This is a genomic window from Burkholderia sp. 3C, from assembly GCF_054589155.1.
On sequence record NZ_BAAILN010000069.1, the window covers coordinates 19,065 to 38,286 of the forward strand.

The window sequence follows — 19,222 nt, forward strand, 5'->3', positions numbered from 1 at the left end:
CCACGATGAGCATCATCATCACGATCGGCTGCCTGGTGCTCAGCACCGCCCTGGGCCTCGTGTGGGCGCTGCTCAAGATGTCGCGCTACCCGGCGCTGGTCACCGCGGTCAGCGCGTTGATCAACGTGGTGCGCGGCCTGCCGATGATCGTCCTGCTGTTCTATATTTATTTCGTTCTGCCGGACATCCACATCGAGGTGTCGGCGCTGCAGGCGAGCATCATCGGGCTCAGTTTCGGCTATTCGACCTACGTGGCCGAGATCATCCGCTCCGGCATCGAGTCGGTCGATCCGGGCCAGTACGAGGCCGCGCAATCGATCGGCATGGGCCGCGTGAAGACCATGGTGCGGGTGATCCTGCCCCAGGCGATCAAGGTGGCGCTGCCGCCTTACGCGAACACGCTGGTGATGATGCTGAAGGATTCGTCGCTGGCCTCCACCATCACGGTGGCCGAGATGACGCGCCAGGGGCAGTTGATCGCCGCCTCGACGTTCCAGAACATCACCGTGTATACGCTGGTGGCGATCGGCTATCTGCTGATGAGCCTGCCGTTGATGAGCATGACGAAGTACCTCGAGCGCCGTTTCGGCAAGCACAAGGCCAAGAAGTGAGGTTGCGATGATCGAAATTTCCAACGTCCAGAAGAGCTTCGGCAGCGTGTCCGTGCTCAACGGCATCTCGCTGAACGTGGAGCAGGGCGAGGTGGTGTGTCTGATCGGCGCGTCCGGCTCCGGAAAATCCACGCTGCTGCGCTGTATCAACGCGCTCGAATCGTACGATGCGGGCGAGATCAAGCTGCTCGGGGAGCGCGTCGAGCAGCGCGCGCGCAACATCAACCAGTTGCGCACGCAAGTGGGCATGGTGTTCCAGCGCTTCAACCTGTTCCCGCACCGCACGGCGCTCGAAAACGTGATGGAAGGCCCGCTGCATGTGAAGAAGGAACCGCGCCACGACGCGCAGCGCAACGCGGAGGAACTGCTGACCAAGGTGGGCCTCGGCCACAAGCTGCATTACTACCCGCATCAGTTGTCGGGCGGCCAGCAGCAGCGCGTGGCGATCGCGCGCTCGCTGGCGATGAAGCCCAAGGCGATCCTGTTCGACGAGCCGACCTCGGCGCTCGATCCGGAACTGGTGGGCGAGGTGCTGAACGTGATGCGCACGCTGGCCAAGGAAGGCATGACGATGCTGGTCGTCACGCACGAGATGGGCTTCGCGCGCGAGGTGGCGGATCGCGTGTGCTTCCTGCACGGCGGCCACATCATCGAGCAGGGCACCGCCAAACAGGTGCTGGGCTCGCCGCGCGAGGCGCGCACCCGCGAATTCCTGCGCCATGTGCTCGGCAATCCTGCCGAAGTGTCTGTCGAAGCGCCGGCCGAGCGCGAAGGCACGAACGCCAATGCGGGAGGGGCCGCGGCATGAACGTACCCATGACCGGACGTTTCGTGCGGCTGGCCGAGACCGGCCGCGACACCGTGCGCATCGCGATCGACGGGCAGGAGGTGGCGGCGCTCGAAGGCGACACGCTGCTGACCGCGCTGCTGTGCTCGGTGCGCCAGGTGCGCCACTCCGAATTCGGCGGCGAGGCGCGCGCGGGCCATTGCCTGATGGGCGCGTGCCAGGATTGCTGGGTCTGGACCGATGCGGGCGAGCGCCTGCGTGCGTGCACCACCGTCGTCGAGGCGGGGATGCGGATCGTGACTACCGAGCCGGAGGCGCAATGGGCGAACCTCGCATCGTGATCGTCGGGGCCGGGCTGGCAGGCGTGCGCTGCGCGCAGACGCTGCTGGCCGCCGGCCTTCGGCCCACCCTGATCGACGAAGGCCGCCGCGACGGCGGCCAGATCTACCGGCGTCAGCCGGAAGGCTTCACGCGGCCGTACGCGAAGCTGTACGGCACCGAAGCGCCGCGCGCGCAGGACCTGCACGACACGTTCTCGCAACTGCGCGGGCAACTCGACTACCGGCCGCAAACGCTGGCCTGGACCATCTGGGATCGCCATGTGCACGTGGTACGCGACGGCCAGGCGAGCGCGTTGCCGTACGACGCGCTGATCCTGTGCCCCGGCGCGACCGACCGGCTGATTCCGGTCAAGGGTTGGCAATACGCGGGCACCTACACGCTCGGCGCGGCGCAGATCGCGCTGAAATCGCAGGCTTGCGCGATCGGGCGGCGGGTGGTGTTCATGGGCACCGGGCCGCTGCTGTATCTGGTCGCGAGCCAGTACGTGCAGGCCGGCGCGCAGGTGGCGGCGGTGCTCGACACCTCGCCGGCCGGCGCGCGGCTGCGCGCGCTGCCGAAGCTGCTGGCGCGCTTCGACGTGCTGCGCAAGGGCCGGGTGCTGGTGAGCGCGCTCAAGCGCGCCGACGTGACGATGCGCAACGGCGTGGAGCCGGTCGAGATCGTCGGGACACCCGAGGATGGCGTGCAGGCTGTGCGGTTCCGGACGGCGGGCGGCGCGGTCGAGCAGATCGACTGCGATGCGGTGGGGATCGGCTATCACCTGCGTCCCGAAACGCAACTGGCCGATCTCGCGCGCTGCGCGTTCCGCTTCGACGCGCCCACGCGCCAATGGCTGCCGCAGATCGACGAATTGGGCCGCAGCAGCGAGCCGGGCGTGTATCTGGCCGGCGACGGCGTGCGCGTGCTCGGCGCCGACGGCGCGGAAAACGCGGGCCGGCTCGCGGCCTATGCAGCCCTGCTCGACCTCGGCCGCGAGGTGGACAGCACGGCGCTGGCCGCGCTCAAGCGCGATCAGCAACGCATGGACCGCTTCCGCCAGGGGCTGGCCGAGGCCTTCGTCTGGCCTGCGAAGCAAGCCGCCAGCGTGCCCGACGACACCGTCGTGTGCCGCTGCGAAGGCATCACGGCCGGCGAGCTGCGCCGTGTGACGCGCGAGGAAGGCGCGCAGGAAGCGAACCGTGCGAAGGCGCTGTCGCGCGTCGGCATGGGCCGCTGCCAGGGCCGTTATTGCGGCCATGCGGCCGCCGAAATCATCGCGGCCGCCGCGTGCGTGCCGCTCGAACAGGTGGGCCGGCTGCGCGGGCAGGCGCCCGTCAAGCCGCTCGCGATGGCGACGGTGAGCGTGGAGGAACCGACGTGAAGCGCGAAGATGCCGATGTATTGATCGTGGGAGGCGGCTTCATGGGCGCGTCCTCCGCGTTTTTCCTGCGCCGCCGCGGACTGTCCGTGACGCTGCTCGAACGCCAGTTGATCGGCCAGCAGGCGAGCGGCACCAACTTCGGCAACGTGCGCCGGCAGGGTCGTTTCCTGCCGCAACTGCCGCTGGCGAACCGGTCGAGAGAAATCTGGCTGCGGCTGCCCGAGCTGATCGGGCACGACGCCGAATTCCTGATGTCGGGCCATCTGCGCGTGTGCTACCGCAGCGAGCAGGCCGACATGTTCGAAACCTATGCGCGCGACGCGAAGCATTACGGCCTCGATCTGGAGATGCTGCACGGCGATGCGCTGCGCCGCCGGTTTCCGTACATCGGCCCCGAGGTGCTGGCCGGCTCGTACGCGCCGGTCGACGGCCACGCGAACCCGCGGCTCGCCGCGCCCGCGTTCGGCCGCGCAGCGGCCAGGCTCGGCGCGCAGATCCACGAGAACACCGATATCGTCTCGGTCGAGAAGGAAGGCAACGGCTTTCGCGCCACGGCCGCCGACGGCCGCAGCTTCCATGCGGGCACCTTGCTGATCACGGCCGGCGCGTGGGGCAGCCAGTTGAGCGCGCAGTTCGGCGAGCCGGTGCCGATCGCGGTGCACGGCCCGCAGATGTCGGTGACCGAGCCGGTGCCGTATGCGATCGGGCCGGCGATCGGCGTGTCGTCGCCGCGCCTCGAGGAGATCGTGTATTTCCGGCAGGTGAAGCGCGGCAACATCGTGATCGGCGGCTGCGCGCGCGGCCCGGCGTTTCTCGACGCGCGCCGCGCGAAGGTGCTGCCGACCAGCCCGCTGCTGCAGTTCCGCGAGGCGCAGCGCGTCGCGCCGGCGCTCAAGCGCCTGAACATCATCCGCACCTGGAGCGGCGTCGAGGGCTACATGCCCGACGACCGGCCGATCATGGGCGCGAGCGGCACCACGAGCGGCCTGTTCTATGCGTTCGGGTTCTGCGGGCACGGCTTCCAGCTTGGGCCCGGCGTGGGCGACACGATGGCCGAGCTGATCGCCACCGGCGCGACCGTCACGCCGATCGAGCCGTTCGATATCCGCCGCTTCGCGGGCCAGGGCGCCGCCGCTCAGGCCGTTGCCGCAACGTCGCCCGTCGTGCCTGCCGTGCCCATGGTGCCCGGCCCGCAATCGGCGCCGGCCGCCTGAGCCGGTGCACGCGATGCAGACCGCCCCGGCTTGTCATCGCCCCGACGCGCCGCCCGGCGCGTCGTCCACGGGCGCGTCCGCCGCTTCTCCGGCCGCGTCTTCCGTCGCGTTGCCCGCCGCGTCGCAGGTCGCCTCGCCTTCACAGGGCGAGGCCGGCGCGACGCGCGCCGTGCAGCGCGCGCTCGACTTTATCCATGCCTGTTTCGCCGAGCCGATCAGCCTGACCGATCTGGCCGAAGCCGCCGGCCTCAGCGTGTCGCGTTTCGCGGCGCGTTTCAGCATGGAGATCGGCGTGTCGCCCCAGCAATACGTGCGGATCGTGCGCGTGCGCCATGCGCAGCGGCTGCTGCGGCGCGGCGTGTCGCCGTCGGTGGTGGCGGCCGAGGTCGGCTTCTTCGACCAGAGCCACCTGTGCCGTCATTTCAAGCGCGTGCTCGGCCATACGCCGCGCGAATGGCTCAGTGCCGGCGCGCCGGCCGGCAATCTTCCGGTTTCCTGATGGAGGGTTTGCGTGCCGATGCGCACGCCGTGCGCCGCGCGGTTCAGCCCGGCGGCGTGTCCTGCCGCGCGCCGAACAGCGCGTCGAGCGGCCAGCCGTGCTTGACGAACGGCGTGCGGATGATCACGTAGCTGAAGTAGCGCTCGATGCCGATCTCGCGGTCGAGCAGCCCCTCGATCACGCTCTGGTAGTGATGTACGCTGCGCGTGACGAACTTCAGCAGATAGTCGTAGCCGCCGCTCGCCACATGGCATTCGACGATCTCGTCCACCGGGCGGATGGCCGCCTCGAACTTCGCGAAATCCTCGCGGCGGTGATCGGCGAGCGTGACCTCGGTGAACACGATCTGCACGTCGCCGAGCTTTTCGACCTGAACCTGCGCGCCGTAGCCGGCGATGTAGCCGGCTTTTTCCAGGCGCTTGACGCGCGCGAGGCAAGGGCTGGGGGAGAGATCCACGGCCTCGGCCAGTTCGACGTTGGTCATGCGCCCCTTCTTCTGCAGATGCGAGAGGATGCGCAGGTCGATACGGTCCAGCTTGCTGTGGGCGGGGAGGATCATCGCGGTGTGCCGTGAAAATGCGGGCGGGGCGCCGAAAGGGCGCCCCGCATGCGCAAGCAGGCCGATGTTAGCACGCGCTACCCCGCCGGGCGGCCCCGCGTCAGGCGAGCGCGGCGCGCACCTCGCGGTCTTCCAGCACCTCGTCGAGCGTCGTCTTCAGGCGTTCGAACAATTGCCCGAATTCGGTCTCGCCGTAGCAAAGCGCGGGCGCGAAACCGAGGATGTTGTCGCCGAACGCGCGGAAGATCAGCTTGTTGCGGTACGCCGACGCCGCGATGCGCTCGGACAGCTTCAGCGCCGGATCGAAGCGCGCGCGCGTGGTTTTGTTCGCCACGAGTTCCAGCGCGCCGAGCAGGCCGCGATGGCGCGAATCGCCCACCAGCGGATGGTCGAGCAGGCCGTCGAGGCCGGCCGCGAAGCGCGGCGCCTGCGCCTGCGCGTTCGCCAGCAGGCCGCCTTCGTGATAGAGGCGCAGCACTTCGAGCGCGACCGCCGCGCTGACCGGGTGCGCCGAATACGTCGCGCCGTGGCCGACGATTGCCGTATCGGCCGCGTCGCCCGCGATGCCCTGGTACACCTCGTCCGACATCAGCACCGCGCCCATCGGCACATAGCCCGAGGTCAGGCCCTTGGCCACCGTCATCAGGTCCGGCTCGACCTGTTCGTCGGCACAGGCGAACAGCGGGCCGGTGCGGCCGAAGCCGGTGATCACCTCGTCGGCCACGAACAGGATGCCGAGGCGGCGGCACGCGTCGCGCATCGCCTTCAGCCAGCCGCGCGGCGGCACGATCACGCCGCCCGAGCCCTGGATCGGCTCGCAGAAGAACGCGGCCACGTTGTCGGCGCCGAGTTCGGCCACCTTCGCTTCGAGCGCGGCCACCGACGCGGCGATCAGCGCGTCGTCGTCGGCGCCGTGCTCGCTGCGGTACGCGTACGGCGAGGGCAGGTGATGCTGGGTCGGCAGCGGCAGGTCGAAGTTGCGATGGAACGCCGGCAGCGCGGTCAGGCCCGCGCCCATCGACGACGAGCCGTGATAGCCGCGCTCCAGCGCGATCATCTGCTTCTTCGACGGGCGGCCGGTGGCGTTGTAGTAATGCGTGATGAAGCGCACGGCCGAATCGATCGCGTCCGAGCCGCCGAGCGTGAAGTAGACGTGCTGCAGCGAGGCCGGCGCGAGCGAGACGAGCTTCTCGGCCAGTTCGATCGCGGGCTCCGACGAAAAATGGAAATACGTGGTCGCGTAGGGCAGCTTCATCATCTGCCGCGTCGCGGCCTCGACGATGCTCTGCTGGCCGTAGCCGACGTTCACGCACCAGAGGCCTGCGAACGCGTCGAGCAGCTCGTTGCCGTCGGTGTCGCGCAGGTAGGCGCCGTGGCCCGATTCGAGCACGGTGGTGCCGCGCGCTTCGTGGGCACGGTAGTTGATGACGGGGTGGATCAGGTGGCGGCGGTCGGCGTCGATGAGCGGCGAGCTGGACATGGTCGGGGCCTCATGGGAAGTGGGTGGGACGGGTACGGCGATGTCTCGATGGTAGCCAGCCGATAGCCGGAGCGGGTGCGGAAATCGTCGGGGCAAACGACAGGAAATGCCGTTTCGGTGGGGTATGCCGAAATCTTGTGCCGGGGAGGGGCTGAAATTATTACCTCGAATAATCGAAGCTTGATTAAAAATCGGAAATAATTGCATTATCCGGCGATTTTAAGAGTGGCCTGTTATGCAATTGAAATTAAAAAGATTGAAAAATGTAATTTACGGTTTTCAACGATGCGGCATTCGAATCCCCATTCCACGTATTTCGCTATCCGCAAGATTGACGATTCGCATTCCATAAAATTAAAATCTGGCCGCGCCGCATCGGGGGCCATGCGGTCGGGGGCATCGAGCGTGCATGGGCAGGCCGTTGGCGATACACAAGAACACGAACAGCAAACAATGAATCCTAGCGAACTGGCTCGGGTAATCCGAGGGGGCGTGGTTCAGCAGAGCCGCTTGATCAAGACGGATATTCCGGCGTTGCCGGATGATGCGCTGGTGCCGCGCCGGGCGGTCACGCACGCCGAATTGGGCCGCGATTTCAGCGTCACGCTCGATATGGTGTCGACCGCCGGCGATATCGAACTGAAAACGCTGATTGCCCAGCCGATCACGCTGTGGATTCAACAGGCCGATCAATCGTATCTGCCGATCAACGGTTATATCCATACCGCGCGCCGGCTCGGCGCCGACGGCAGCCTGTCCAGTTATCAAATCGCTTATGCCTCCTGGTTGCATTTCCTGAAGTTTCGCAAGGACCTGCGGTATTGGCAGGATTGCAGCGCCGAAGCGGTGATTGCCGATGTATTCAATGCGCATCCGCAGGCGCGCGGCCAATTCCAGTTTTCGCTGCGCCGGGCGCTGCCGCCGCGCTCGTATTGCCGGCAAAGCGAAACCGACTGGAATTTCGTGCACCGGCTGATGGAGGAAGAGGGGCTGTTCGGCTTCTGGCGGCACGCGCCGGACGGCAAGTCGCACACGTTCGTCGTGACCGATGACATCTACGCGCTCGACGCCGTGCCGTCCGGCCCGCTGCGCTTCCATCGCTCGGCCACGGGCGGCGAGACCGACGGCTTCACGCACTGGTCCGGCTCGCGCACGCTGCAAAGCGCCTCGCACAGCACGCGCACGTTCGATTACAAGGCGCCGTCGTCGGTCGCGAACCCGAAGGCCACCGCGCTGCCGACCATGGCCAACCAGGGCAGCCTGCCCGAGCAGGCCGAGGTCTACGAATACACCGGCGCGTACACCTATCAGGATCAGGCGCGCGGAGAATCGCTGTCGCGCGTGCACCTGGAGGAATGGGAATCGCGCGCCAAGCGCTTCCATGCATCGGGCGGGGCGCGCGGTATCGACGCCGGGCGCAGTTTCGAGCTGAACGGCCATCCCGAGCACGATCGCGATTCCGCCAGCCAGCGCAGGTTCGCGGCGATCAAGGTGAGCCGCTACATCGAAAACAACCTGCCTGCTTCGGATCACGAAGCGAGTTTCCCGCACAGCCTGCAGGACGTGCTGGCGCAAGCCAAGGCCGCACGTTTCGGCGCCGCGTCGGCTGCGATCGCGGCCTCCGGCCTGCTGCATGCGGACGGCTCGCCGGGCTTCTATCGCGTGGAGGTCGAGGCGCAACGCACCACGGTGCCGTATCGCTGCCCGTTCGAGCACGCCAAGCCGGAGATGCATCTGGAGACGGCGATCGTGGTCGGGCCGCCGGGCGAGGAGGTGTATACGGACGAACTGAACCGGGTCAAGGTGCTGTTCGTCTGGGATCGCCAGAACCCCGGCGACGCAAGCGCATCGTGCTGGGTGCGGGTCGCACAGTCGGATACCGGCGGCGGCTACGGCAGCGTGCACGTGCCGCGGGTGGGCGAGGAAGTGCTGATCGGCTATGTGGGCGGCGATTGCGACCGCCCGATCGTGCTGCATCGTGTATACAACGGCAAGGTCCAGCCGCAGTGGCACAGCAACGGCATCCTGTCGGGCTATCGCTCGAAGGAGTACGCGGGCGCGGGTTTCAACGAAATGGTGCTGGACGACGCGACCGGGCAGAACCGCGCGCGATTGTTCAGCAGCACGGCGAACAGCCTGCTGCATCTCGGCTACCTGATCGACCAGACGGGCAATGCGCGTGGCGCGTTCCTCGGCTCCGGCTTCGACCTGAAGACCGATTCGTACGGCGCGGTGCGCGCCGCGCGCGGGCTGTACGTCACCACCCATCCGAAGCAGGCGAACAGCCAGCAGCTCGACGCGCGCGAGGCGCAGCAGCAGCTCATCAACGCCGAATCGACGCTGGAGACGCTGTCGAACGCAAGCCTGAAGCATCAGGCCGAAGGCCTCGCCGACGGCCACGCCGCGCTGAAGAGCTTTACCGACGCGACCCAGAGCAGCGTGCAGGGCGCGCAGCCGGGCGGGCGCACGGGGGGCGGCGGCACCGGTGGCGCGAATGCGTTCACCGCGCCGGTGATGCTGCTTGCGAGCCCGTCGGGCGTGGCGGTATCGACGCAGCAGTCGGTGCACGTGTCGAGCGACCTCGAAACCAATCTGGTCAGCGGCCGCAACCTGTTCCTCGCCAGCGGCAAATCGCTGATCGCCAGCGTGACGGAGAAGATCAGCCTGTTCGTGCAGAACGCGGGCATGAAGCTGTTCGCGGCCAAGGGCAAGGTCGAGATTCAGGCGCAGGGCGACGAGATGGCGCTCGCCGCGCTCAAGGACGTGACGATCAGCAGTACCGACGGCAAGGTCGTGATCACGGCCGCCAAGGAAATCTGGATCGGCGCGGGCGGCTCGTATATCCGGATCGACGGCAGCGGGATCGTCAACGGTTCGCCCGGCCCGATCCTGGAGCGCGGCGCGAGCTGGGACGTGCCCGGCCCCGATTCGGCGCGCATGCCCGCGCCGCTGATGCCGGTGCCGCAAAGCGCCGGCGAATACAGCCTGCGCTTCGATCTGTCGGGCGCGCTGGCGGACGGCGAGATCCTCGACAATGCCGCGTACACCGTCAAGGTGGGCGATCAGCCGCGCTATTACGGCACGCTGGACGACGATGGCATGACGGGGCGCGTGTTCACGGAACAGGCGGAAGACGTGCAGGTCAGCGTCAGCCACGGCGACTGGACGCACCACCTGGATACGGTCAACGATGATTTGTTCGCCGATGGCGACGAGGAAGAAAGCAATGAAGCGCAGTCCTGACTTGTTCATGCGTCCGGGTCGCGCCCCGCTCGCGCGCCGTGCCGGTGCGCTGCTGCTGTGCCTGGCGGCGTTCGGTTGCAAGGCCGAGGCGCAGGGGCAGGCCGCCGCGCCGGCCGACATCACGCCGGCCAGCTCCGTCTACAAGACCGAGCTCTTCAATCTGGTCGATCCGGACGGCAACCAGTACGGATCGCCGGCCGGGCGTCAGGTGTCGGCCGCGTTCGACCAGTTGCTCGGGCAAGCGGGGCAGGACCCGAAGCTGCTCCGCAAGCGGCTGCTGAGTGGCCCGGCCGTGCAGGGCGCGCTCTGGCGGATCGGCGCGTCGCACGAATGGCTCTATCAGATCTGCCAGGCGAATCAGTGCAACGTGACGAACGTGGCGATGTTCTACGACGAGCAATCGCACCGCGCCGCCGGCCGTCTCGTGTACCGCTGCGCGACGCAATGGCTCGGCAACCCCGGCGACACGGAAAAGGCGCTGATCGAGAAGCAGTATCCGGTATCGATCGATGCCGACGATGCCGCGATCTTTTGCAAGAAGAAATAAACCATGAGCAAGGGCGGAATTCGCGATTTCCTGAGCGCGCTGTTCAAGAGCGAGGGCGGCGGCGGGACGCAGTACAAGGTCATCAACAAATACGGCTATGTCGGCAAGTACCAGTTCGGCGAATCGGCGCTGAGCGACCTCGGCTACTACGTGTCGGACGGCACCTCGCCGTTGATCAAGCAGCCGGACGGCCACAAGAAATTCCTCTATCAGTGGAAGGGCACCTGGACCGGCAAGGACGGCATCAAGAGCCTCGACGATTTCCGCAATTCGCCCGACGAGCAGGACGTGGCGGCCGTGGCCTGGGTGCGGCTGCTGTGCTCGCGCGCCAAGCACTACGGCGCGAACCAATATGAAGGCAAGGTGATCGGCGGCATCACGATCACGCACTCGGGCATCATCGGCGCGGCCCACCTGAAGGGCTTCGGCACCGAGAAGCACCCGGGCGTCATGCAGTTCCTGAGCTCGAACGGCGCGACCGATCCCGAGGATGCGAACGGCACGTCGGTGTCCGACTACATCGCGAAGTTCAACGACTACGACCTCGGCTGCTGCTCGGGCGGGCTCGGCGTGCAGTTCGTCGACAAGAAGAAGCAGCCGGTGGCCGGCGTGCAGTATCAGGTCAAGGCGGGCGGCAAGGTGGTGCAGGAGGGGCATAGCGACGCGGCGGGCAAGATCGCCGCGCCGGTGAAGAACGTGCCGTTCACGCAGACGCTCGAGGTGTGGGTGAAGGAAGTCGAGGCGAACCTGGCGATGGCCTGGAGCGGCGCGCTGTCGAGTTCGCATTCGACGCTGACGCTGACCAGCCCGCACAGCAAGGTGGCCGCCAGGACCGACACGCACCCGGGCGCACCCGGCGACCACCGCCGCAACAGCAAGCTCGGCACCTATACGGTCAAGCCCGGCGATTCGCTGTGGAAGATCGCGCACCAGCACGGCACCAGCGTGGCCGAGCTGCGGCGCGCGAACCCGGGGCTGGACGGCAATCTGATCGCGCCGGGGCAGCAGATCAAGTTGCCGGCCGGCGGCACGGGCAGTGGTTCGACATCGGCGGCACCGTCGGCAGGGCAGGCCTCGCCCACGGCTGCGCCGGCGGCGTCTTCGCATGCGGCTGTCGGTTCGGCGGCGGCAGCACCGGCACCCGCGTCTGCCTCGCCGGTTGCGGTGGCGTCTGCACCGGCACCGGCTTCCTCCGCTGGGGCCGTGGCCAGCGCACCGGCACCGGCCGCACCGGCTTCGGCTGCGCCCGCCGCCCCGGCTTCCGCGCCCGCCGCCGCCCCGGCTGCCCCGGCCGCGCCCCAGGCCCCGGCGCCCGTCACGATGGCCCGCAACGACAACGGCCACCCGGTTGCCGTGGCGCAGGCCGCCGACGTTGCGCCGCCGTCCGGCGATCCGAAGCAGAAGATGTACGAGATCGCGCGCGCCGACGCGAAGTACGGCAAGAAGCAGGCGAGCTTCAGCGGGCCGGCCGCCGCGCACAAGGCCAAGCTCGGCCAGCCGATCTACAACGTGAGCAAGGCGCCGAACGTCTCGACCGGCGAGTGCTGGAAGTATGTGAAGATTGCGCTGCTGGCCTCGGGCATGGTGGATTCGTACCCCGCCAGCGCCGAAGCCAAGGACGCCGGCAACGATCTGAAAAAGGCAGGATTCCGGAACGTGCTGTCCGATCCCGCCTATCACATCGCCAGCCCCTACGATGCGCCGGAAGGCTCGGTGATCGTCTACGACACGACCGACGGCACCCACCATGGGCACGCCGAAATCGTGCTGCCGGGGCACCAGTTCGCGAGCGACTACATCAGCCCGAACAGCCGCGTGATGCGCAAGAACGAACCGCCCACCCTGATCGGGAAGGGCAGAAAGGTCATAGGAGTGTGGGTCAAATGAAGTCGATGAAACGCGGAGCGGCCGCATTGGCGGTGCTGCTCGGTTGCATGGCGGGCGCCGCGATGGCGGCCCCGGGCGCGCCGGACCCGTTCGGCGCGTTCCAGAGCCGCTTCGGTGGCAACCAGTCGTTCGCCTGCAAGGAGCCCGGCGGCAAGACGCTGAACCTCAACGTCGGCATGCCGCAGGCCGACAACGATCAGATGAAGGCCGTGCCGCGCGCGCAGTGGGACCAGGTGCTGTCGATCTATCTGTCGCATGGCACGGGCGGCAAGATCGAGGCGTCGTGGGGTGCGCCGAGCTTCGACGCGTCCGCCACGTTCATGTCGATCCGCCTGCAAAGCGGCAAGACGCTGGTGTTGCAGCGCACCCGCGCGATCCCCGATCCCGATGCCGACGCACGGCATTTCGACCGCAAGCCGTACTTCGACCTGAGCATCGATGGCGGCCCCAAGCTGCCGTGCAGCCAGGTTTTCAACGCATCGTGATCGACCTGATCCGGCTCGGCGACACGCTCGAACACGGCGGCGAGGTGCTCGCCGCCTCGGCCGACATGCGCTACGGCGGCCGGCCGGTGGCGCGCCTGGGCGACGCGGTCAAGTGCCAGCGTCATCCGGACGTTCATCCAAATGAAATTGCCCAGGGCGACGCCGCGATCACCGATCACGGCGTGCCGTGCGCGCGCAACGGCCATCAGGCGAGCTGCGGCTGCCGGCTGATCACCAGCATCGCCTGAATGCGCTCCGACTACCTGCCGAACCGCCGAATCGGGCGTTGACGCCCTTGAGCGAGGCCGCGCCGCGGCCTCTCGTCCTCGCATCAGCCACGCGACGCATCGCGCAACACCGTCTGGAAGCCGATGTCGCGCGACTCGGCATGAAACATCGCGCTCGCATTGATCTCGCGCGTCCTGCCGACGATGGCCGCGAAGGCGTCCAGCAGCGGCCGGCCCTCGCCGCACAGGTAGGCCGTGCGCTCGCGGATCGAGCGCGCGCCCTCGAGCCGCGCCTTCGCGGCCGCCAGATCGACGCCGGCCAGGCTCACCTCCTCCGCCAGCGACGCGTGCCCGGCCGGCGCCGCCGGGGCGGCCGTCGAGCCGGGCGCGTGCCGCTGCACCTGGCGCGCCGTTTCGGCCACGCGCTGGAAGGGCGCCGACGCGTAATACCGGAAGAACTCGTTGGTTTTCGGCGCGTCCGCGATCGGCGTGCCGCCCTGCGCGGCCTGCGCCTTCGCGCCGAGGAAGTCGGCGTAGCGCTGCACCGTGTCGACGATCGTCGAGGCGGTGGCGAAGTAGCCGTTGCGCACGCGCGGATTGGCGTCGAACAGCGCCGCCAGCCCCTCGGGCGTGGCGGCGTCCGGATGGTCGAGCAGCGCGGCGAGCTTCGGATGTTGCAGCATCAGGTAGCTGAGGTCCGAGCCCATGATCTCGCCCTCGAAACCCTGTGCGGAGTCGGTATGGGAGATGCCCGGCGTGAACAGGCCGACGTGCGTCGGCACCGTCACCGACAGATTGAGGCCGGCGTTCTGGTTGTTGAGCACGCGCACGTATTGCAGGTGCGTTGACTGGATGCCGAGCCCCGGCGGCTGCCTGAACTTCATCACGATCGAACTGCCCTCGGACGCGTCGAACACGAGCCCCTGCATCTGCCGCGCGATCTCGGCGCTGTCGATCTTCGGCTGGTCGGTGGCGAGCGCCTCGTTGAGCCGGCCCACCGCGGCGCGCACGGCCGCCTGCAACGCAACGCCCGCCAGCGGCTTGCCTGCGTTCGCGGTCAGCGTGATCTGCCAGAACTTGCCGACCCGGCTCGGGTTGATCTGATGGTCGGCGTAGAGGAATTTCGCCTCTGCGCTGAGCGTCAGGCCGCCCGTGTCGCTGGCGATGCCGACCGGCCCGAGCGACTTCTGCCAATGGCCAAGCAGCGCGCCGAGCGCGTTCACTTGCGCGCCGCCCGAGGCGGTGCCGCGCACCAGCACGTCCCAGCGCTGCCACAGCGCCCGCTCCTTGAGCGGCCCATTCTTCTGTACGTCGTGCTTCTTCATCGGCAGGTAGAGGCGGTCGAGCAGCTCGCGCACCTCCGCGTAGCCGCGGTCGGCCTGCTGCGCCGCGTGCGCGTGCTCGGTATCGCCGTGCGAGAGGCGCTCCTTGACGACGCCGAGATGCGTGCCGACCGCGCCAAGCGCGAGACTGACGCTCGCCTGGCTGGCCGCGACGAACTTTTCCGGATCGGCGAGCGCGTCGGCGCGCGAGTAGCCGCCATGCCAGACTTCCGCATTGACCCGCTCGAAGGCCTCGGCGCGCAGCGTGTTCAACTGCTCGCGCGCCGGTTTGGGCAGCGCGCGGTCGCTGCGCGCCAGCAGTGTGGCGGCGTCCTCGATGAAGTTCAGGTACAGGTGCTTGAGGCCATCGGCCTCGGCCGCAACCTGGCCCAACTGCTCGACCGAGGGGCGAGCGATCGCGTTGCGGAACTGCGCCGGGATCGACCCGGCCTCGCCATACAGCGCGGCGACGCCCGCGTCGAGCGGCGGCAGCGGGGCGTCGGCGCCCTGCAGGCGGCTGCGCATCAGGTGGTAGAGGCGCAGGGCGGCCGGCGGCGCATCGGTGTACGAGGCGTCGAGCTGGCGGTGGATCGCCAGTGTCGCCTTCAGATCCTTGTGATGCGCCGGATCGAGGATCTGGTGCGGGGCGTTGGCCGTCTCGGTGAAGAACTGCAGCAGGTCGCCGCGCGCGAGCAGGTCGAAGTTGCCGCCGGCGCCAAGGTTCGGGTTGCCGCGGGTGGCGCGACCGAGGCTGGCGTCCACGGCGAGCGTCGCCTCGCTGAACGCCACGCGGCCATCGGCGTAGGCGACGGAGTCGGGCACGTCCCGGCGTGTCGAGGGCGGCAGCGGCTGCCGGGCCGCCAGGCGCTGGCGCAGCACGTCGCCGGCGGCGGGGTAGGCCTGCGAGACGATCGCGTCGAATACCGGCCGGCCGCCGTGGGCTTGCTGCGCCTCGTCGAGCATCATCGCCAGTAGCGCGACCTTCACGCCGTTGAAGCCCTTGGCGAGCTTCCGATCGGTCAGGAAATACGGCCGTTCCGGCGCCGGCGCATAGTTGCGGTTCACGCCCAGCGACACCTTGTCCTTGAGGTGTTCCCAGCCATGGACGAGCTTGCGCGTCTTCGGGCCGGACGCGGTGATCCACGAGCGGTTCGCATCCATGTTGGCGACCAGCTTCACGAGTTCGCGCAGGTCGTCGTGCTCGAAGTAGGTGCCGCCCGCGGCGTACGCGGCCTGGCCGTTCAGCTTGGCGGCCCAGTTCGCGAGCGTGGTGCCCGCGCCGCCCTGCAGCGCGATGCTGCAGGACGTCCAGAAATCGATGTCGCGATCGTCGTCGGAGAAGAAGGTCCGCCCCGCCGACGCGCTGCCGGCCACGTTGCCGACGCCGACCGAATACTCGAGGCTCGCGCCGGTGCTGGTCGCGACGTTCGGCCCCGACACGCCCTGGCCGATGCCGGGCGCGACGCGTTCGAGCCGGGCAACCTCGCGTTCGGCGTAGTGCGCCATCAGGTCCGGCGCCGCCGCGCTCAGGTGGGTGCGCTTGAGCTCCGTCATCAGGCCGGCGATCAGGAAATACGACGTGGCGCACTCGCGGGCCGTCATCCCGCCCGAGCCGGCGCCGTGGTTGACATGGTCGCGATCGAGGTAGCGCGCCAGCACGCGTGCGGTGCGCGCCGCGCGAGCGAAGCCGTCGCGAACGGCGAGGCCACGCTGGTCCGGCCGGAGATCGAGATGGGCCGCCGTTGCGCCGATGCCGGCGAGTTCGTCCGCGAGCCGCGCGCGCAGACGCGTGGCCGAGCCCGTCACGGGAAGCTCGGGCAGCGCCCGGGCCAGCGCGGCGACCGTCTGTTCCAGGTGGCGCAGGTCGAGGGCGCCGGAGTCGATATCGATCACGGGGCCGGCAGGCAAGGTGATGGCGCTCGGCGCTGGCGCCGTGATCGAGCTGGATGGGTCGATCGTCACTCGGGCATCGCCGGCGGCTGCCTCGCCGACGGTATCGGGGCGCTGTGCCTGCCGCTTCGCCGCTTCGCGCTGCAACGCGCGCGCGTCGCGCTGCACCTGCGGCGCGGGGCCGGCAAGCCGATGCGCCAGCTCCGCGTCGCCGAGCGCCGCGGCCCTGGCGGTCTGCTTGCGCCCGGTGACCTTGTCGAGCATCTCGCGCATCGGGTTCGGCAGGACCGAGGTCCGGGGCGCAGCGGCGGGCGGCGGCGCGGTGGTGCCGGGTACGGTCGCCGCGCTGCGCCGATGCGCGACCTCGCGTTGCAGCGCACGCACCCCCCGCCCGTTCAGGTTCGGGTTGCGAGCCGCCAGCAGGAGTTCCTGATCGCTGAGGCTGCTGGCGGCATTCGCCTGCTTGCGCGCGCTCACCTTGTCCGCCAGATTGCGCAGCCGCTCCGGCATGACCGAGCTTTGGCCGGCGCGCCGTTCGATGGTCTGCAAGGGCGCGGGCGTCGCGGATTCGTCTTGAGGCTCGGCCCGCAAGGGCCCGCGAGCGATGTGATTCGGCTTCATGGCAGACTCCAGCTCGATGTTGATCTTCTTGATTTTCTGCACGTCAATCGCCCGAGCAGGCGGTCGCTCCCACGACTGCGCTTCGGCGTGCCGAGTTCGAGGATGCTATGCAGCCGTTAATGGGCCACCCCGACGACGCGCGAAGCGGCGGACGGGCAGACGAAGTCGCGAAGGGCGCCGGCTGCGGGAAATTTCGGCAGCCGGATGCGCGGCTTTGCCGAAGACCGGTCGAGTGGGCCGCACACCGTCGATTTCCCCACGTCTTTTCCGAGCTTTTTTTACCCGATCCACCCCTCGCATCGCCGACATCCCGTATCCTTGTGTCCTTTCGAATTCATTACATTCAAAAGGGGGATGGATGCCGCATGACGTCAGCTTGATCGCACTGCTCGCGGCCGGTTTCGCGCTTGCGATGGTGTTCGGTTATCTCGCCTCGCTGCTGAAGATGCCGCCGCTGGTCGGCTATTTGCTGGCCGGCATCGTGATCGGCCCCGGCACGCCCGGCTTCGTCGGCGATCTGGCGCTCGCGCAGCAACTGGCCGAGATCGGCGTGATGTTGCTGATGTTCGGCGTCGGCCTGCATTTTTCGTTGGGCGACCTGCTCGCGGTGCGCAAGATCGCGCTGCCCGGCGCGATCGTGCAGATCGCGGTGGCCACCGCGCTCGGCGGCGGCCTGGCGCTGGCCTGGGGCTGGAGCATCGGCGCGGCGCTGGTGTTCGGGCTGGCGCTGTCGGTGGCCAGCACGGTGGTGTTGCTGCGCGCGCTCGAAGGGCGCGGCCTGGTCGAGACGGTCAACGGCCGGATCGCGGTGGGCTGGCTGGTGGTCGAGGATCTCGTGATGGTGCTCGTGCTGGTGCTGCTGCCGCCGCTGGCGGGGCTGCTCGGCGGCGCGCCCGAGGCGCCCGCGGGCGCGGCCGGCCACGCCGCCGAAGCGGGCGGCAGCCTGTGGAGCACGCTCGCCATCACGTTCCTGAAGGTGGCCGCGTTCATCGCCTTGATGCTGGTGGTCGGCAAGCGCGTGTTCCCGCGCATCCTGTGGCTGGTGGCACGCACCGGCTCGCGCGAGCTGTTCACGCTGTGCATGATCGCGGCCGCCGTGGGCGTGGCGTTCGGCGCGGCCAAGCTGTTCGACGTGTCGTTCGCGCTCGGCGCGTTCTTTGCCGGCATGATGATGCGCGAGTCGGAATTCGCCCGGCGCGCGGCTGAAGACACCCTGCCGTTGCGCGACGCGTTCTCGGTGCTGTTCTTCATCTCGGTCGGCATGCTGTTCGACCCGACGATCCTGGTCGAGCAGCCGCTGCACGTGATCGAGGTGGCGCTGATCGTGGTGATCGGCAAGACGCTGGCCGCCGTCGCGCTGGTGCTGGCGTTCCGTTATCCGCTCAATACCGCGCTGACGGTCGGCGCGGGCCTGGCGCAGATCGGCGAGTTCTCCTTCATTCTGGCCAGCCTCGGCCGCTCGCTCGGGCTGCTGTCCGCCGAGGGGCAGAGCTTGATCCTGGCGGTTGCGCTGATCTCCATCGCCATGAACACGCTGCTGTTCGCGACGATCGAGCCGGCGCTGGTGTGGATTCGCAAGCATTCGGCGTTCGCGCGCCGCCTCGAATCGCGCGACGATCCGCTGGCCGCGCTGCCGATGTCCACGCCGCAAACGCACTTGACCGGCCAGGTCGTGATCGTGGGCTACGGGCGTGTCGGCGCGCGCATCGCGCAGGCGCTCGGTGAGCGCGGGATCGCCTGCGTGGTGGTCGAACAGAATCGCGAAACGGTCGAGAAGCTGCGCGAGCAGGGCATCGCGGCGGTCAGCGGCGACGCGATCGAGCCGGTGGTGCTGGTGCAGGCGCATATCGCGCGCGCCGGCATGCTGGTCGTCACGCTGCCCGATACGTTCGACGTGCGCCAGATCGTCGAGATTTCGCGCACGCTGAACCCGTCGATCGAGATCGCGCTGTGCACGCACAGCGGTGAAGAGGCAGCGCTGCTGACGAGCGAAGGCGTCGGCACGGTGTTCATCAGCGAGACGGAGCTGGCGCGCGGCATGACCGAGCATGTGCTGACGCGCATGGGCGGCGGGAGCAAGGAAAAGGCGCGCGCGGCGGCGGCGTCGCATTGAAATGCTTCAAGCGCCGCCTGGCGGCGCGCGGGAGG

General features: G+C 68.4%; 15 protein-coding genes. 12 read left to right on the forward strand and 3 right to left on the reverse strand.

The genetic code is table 11. From position 1 onward, the window contains the following. Nucleotides 1-5: 5 nt before the first annotated feature. Genes ACYP33_RS12540 through ACYP33_RS12565 form a run of 6 tightly spaced genes read left to right on the forward strand, consistent with a single transcriptional unit; the run spans nucleotide 6 to nucleotide 4,813 of the window. A complete protein-coding gene (locus ACYP33_RS12540; RefSeq protein WP_459622104.1) occupies nucleotides 6-611 on the forward strand; it encodes an amino acid ABC transporter permease in 606 nt (201 codons plus the stop codon). A 7-nt stretch (nucleotides 612-618) separates the two neighbouring features. After that, nucleotides 619-1,419, forward strand: coding sequence for an amino acid ABC transporter ATP-binding protein (locus ACYP33_RS12545; protein WP_459622023.1), 801 nt, complete (start codon nucleotides 619-621; stop codon nucleotides 1,417-1,419). 8 nt (nucleotides 1,420-1,427) lie between these two features. Next, nucleotides 1,428-1,739 (forward strand): (2Fe-2S)-binding protein, encoded by a 312-nt coding sequence (locus ACYP33_RS12550; protein WP_459622025.1) that lies wholly within the window; start codon nucleotides 1,428-1,430, stop codon nucleotides 1,737-1,739. Continuing rightward, a complete protein-coding gene (locus tag ACYP33_RS12555; RefSeq protein ID WP_459622026.1) occupies nucleotides 1,718-3,100 on the forward strand; it encodes an FAD/NAD(P)-dependent oxidoreductase in 1,383 nt (460 codons plus the stop codon). Before ACYP33_RS12550 ends, ACYP33_RS12555 begins: the two co-directional genes overlap by 22 nt. Continuing rightward, nucleotides 3,097-4,314 (forward strand): NAD(P)/FAD-dependent oxidoreductase, encoded by a 1,218-nt coding sequence (locus ACYP33_RS12560; protein WP_459622028.1) that lies wholly within the window; start codon nucleotides 3,097-3,099, stop codon nucleotides 4,312-4,314. Before ACYP33_RS12555 ends, ACYP33_RS12560 begins: the two co-directional genes overlap by 4 nt. Nucleotides 4,315-4,327: 13 nt before the next feature. Continuing rightward, nucleotides 4,328-4,813 carry a helix-turn-helix domain-containing protein gene (locus ACYP33_RS12565; protein ID WP_459622030.1) on the forward strand — a complete coding sequence of 162 codons (486 nt, stop codon included), beginning with the start codon at nucleotides 4,328-4,330 and terminating at the stop codon, nucleotides 4,811-4,813. 43 nt (nucleotides 4,814-4,856) lie between these two features. Here the strand turns inward: ACYP33_RS12565 and ACYP33_RS12570 are convergent, their stop codons facing one another. Beyond that, nucleotides 4,857-5,372 (reverse strand): Lrp/AsnC family transcriptional regulator, encoded by a 516-nt coding sequence (locus ACYP33_RS12570; RefSeq protein ID WP_414447238.1) that lies wholly within the window; start codon nucleotides 5,370-5,372, stop codon nucleotides 4,857-4,859. Nucleotides 5,373-5,472: 100 nt separating this feature from the next. Continuing rightward, a complete protein-coding gene (locus ACYP33_RS12575) occupies nucleotides 5,473-6,852 on the reverse strand; it encodes an aminotransferase class III-fold pyridoxal phosphate-dependent enzyme (protein WP_459622033.1) in 1,380 nt (459 codons plus the stop codon). Nucleotides 6,853-7,305: 453 nt separating this feature from the next. On the opposite strand from ACYP33_RS12575, the gene ACYP33_RS12580 reads away from it, so the two are divergent. From ACYP33_RS12580 to ACYP33_RS12600, 5 genes are read left to right on the forward strand one after another with little or no spacing between them, the layout of a single operon-like run. Next, nucleotides 7,306-10,095 (forward strand): type VI secretion system Vgr family protein, encoded by a 2,790-nt coding sequence (locus ACYP33_RS12580; protein ID WP_459622035.1) that lies wholly within the window; start codon nucleotides 7,306-7,308, stop codon nucleotides 10,093-10,095. Then, complete coding sequence (locus ACYP33_RS12585; protein ID WP_459622037.1) at nucleotides 10,079-10,642, forward strand: hypothetical protein; 564 nt, start codon at nucleotides 10,079-10,081, stop codon at nucleotides 10,640-10,642. Before ACYP33_RS12580 ends, ACYP33_RS12585 begins: the two co-directional genes overlap by 17 nt. A gap of 3 nt (nucleotides 10,643-10,645) precedes the next feature. Further along, a complete protein-coding gene (locus tag ACYP33_RS12590; protein ID WP_459622039.1) occupies nucleotides 10,646-12,529 on the forward strand; it encodes a LysM peptidoglycan-binding domain-containing protein in 1,884 nt (627 codons plus the stop codon). Next, nucleotides 12,526-13,014, forward strand: coding sequence for a hypothetical protein (locus ACYP33_RS12595; RefSeq protein WP_459622041.1), 489 nt, complete (start codon nucleotides 12,526-12,528; stop codon nucleotides 13,012-13,014). Before ACYP33_RS12590 ends, ACYP33_RS12595 begins: the two co-directional genes overlap by 4 nt. Beyond that, nucleotides 13,011-13,262 (forward strand): PAAR domain-containing protein, encoded by a 252-nt coding sequence (locus ACYP33_RS12600; protein ID WP_414447243.1) that lies wholly within the window; start codon nucleotides 13,011-13,013, stop codon nucleotides 13,260-13,262. The genes ACYP33_RS12595 and ACYP33_RS12600 overlap by 4 nt, the downstream gene beginning before the upstream one ends. A gap of 83 nt (nucleotides 13,263-13,345) precedes the next feature. Here the strand turns inward: ACYP33_RS12600 and ACYP33_RS12605 are convergent, their stop codons facing one another. After that, a complete protein-coding gene (locus tag ACYP33_RS12605) occupies nucleotides 13,346-17,074 on the reverse strand; it encodes a type III effector protein (protein WP_459622043.1) in 3,729 nt (1,242 codons plus the stop codon). A 358-nt stretch (nucleotides 17,075-17,432) separates the two neighbouring features. Between ACYP33_RS12605 and ACYP33_RS12610 the strand changes: the two genes are divergently transcribed. Next, on the forward strand, nucleotides 17,433-19,187 hold the full coding sequence (locus ACYP33_RS12610; protein WP_459622045.1) for a cation:proton antiporter domain-containing protein: 1,755 nt from the start codon (nucleotides 17,433-17,435) through the stop codon (nucleotides 19,185-19,187). Nucleotides 19,188-19,222 lie beyond the last annotated feature (35 nt).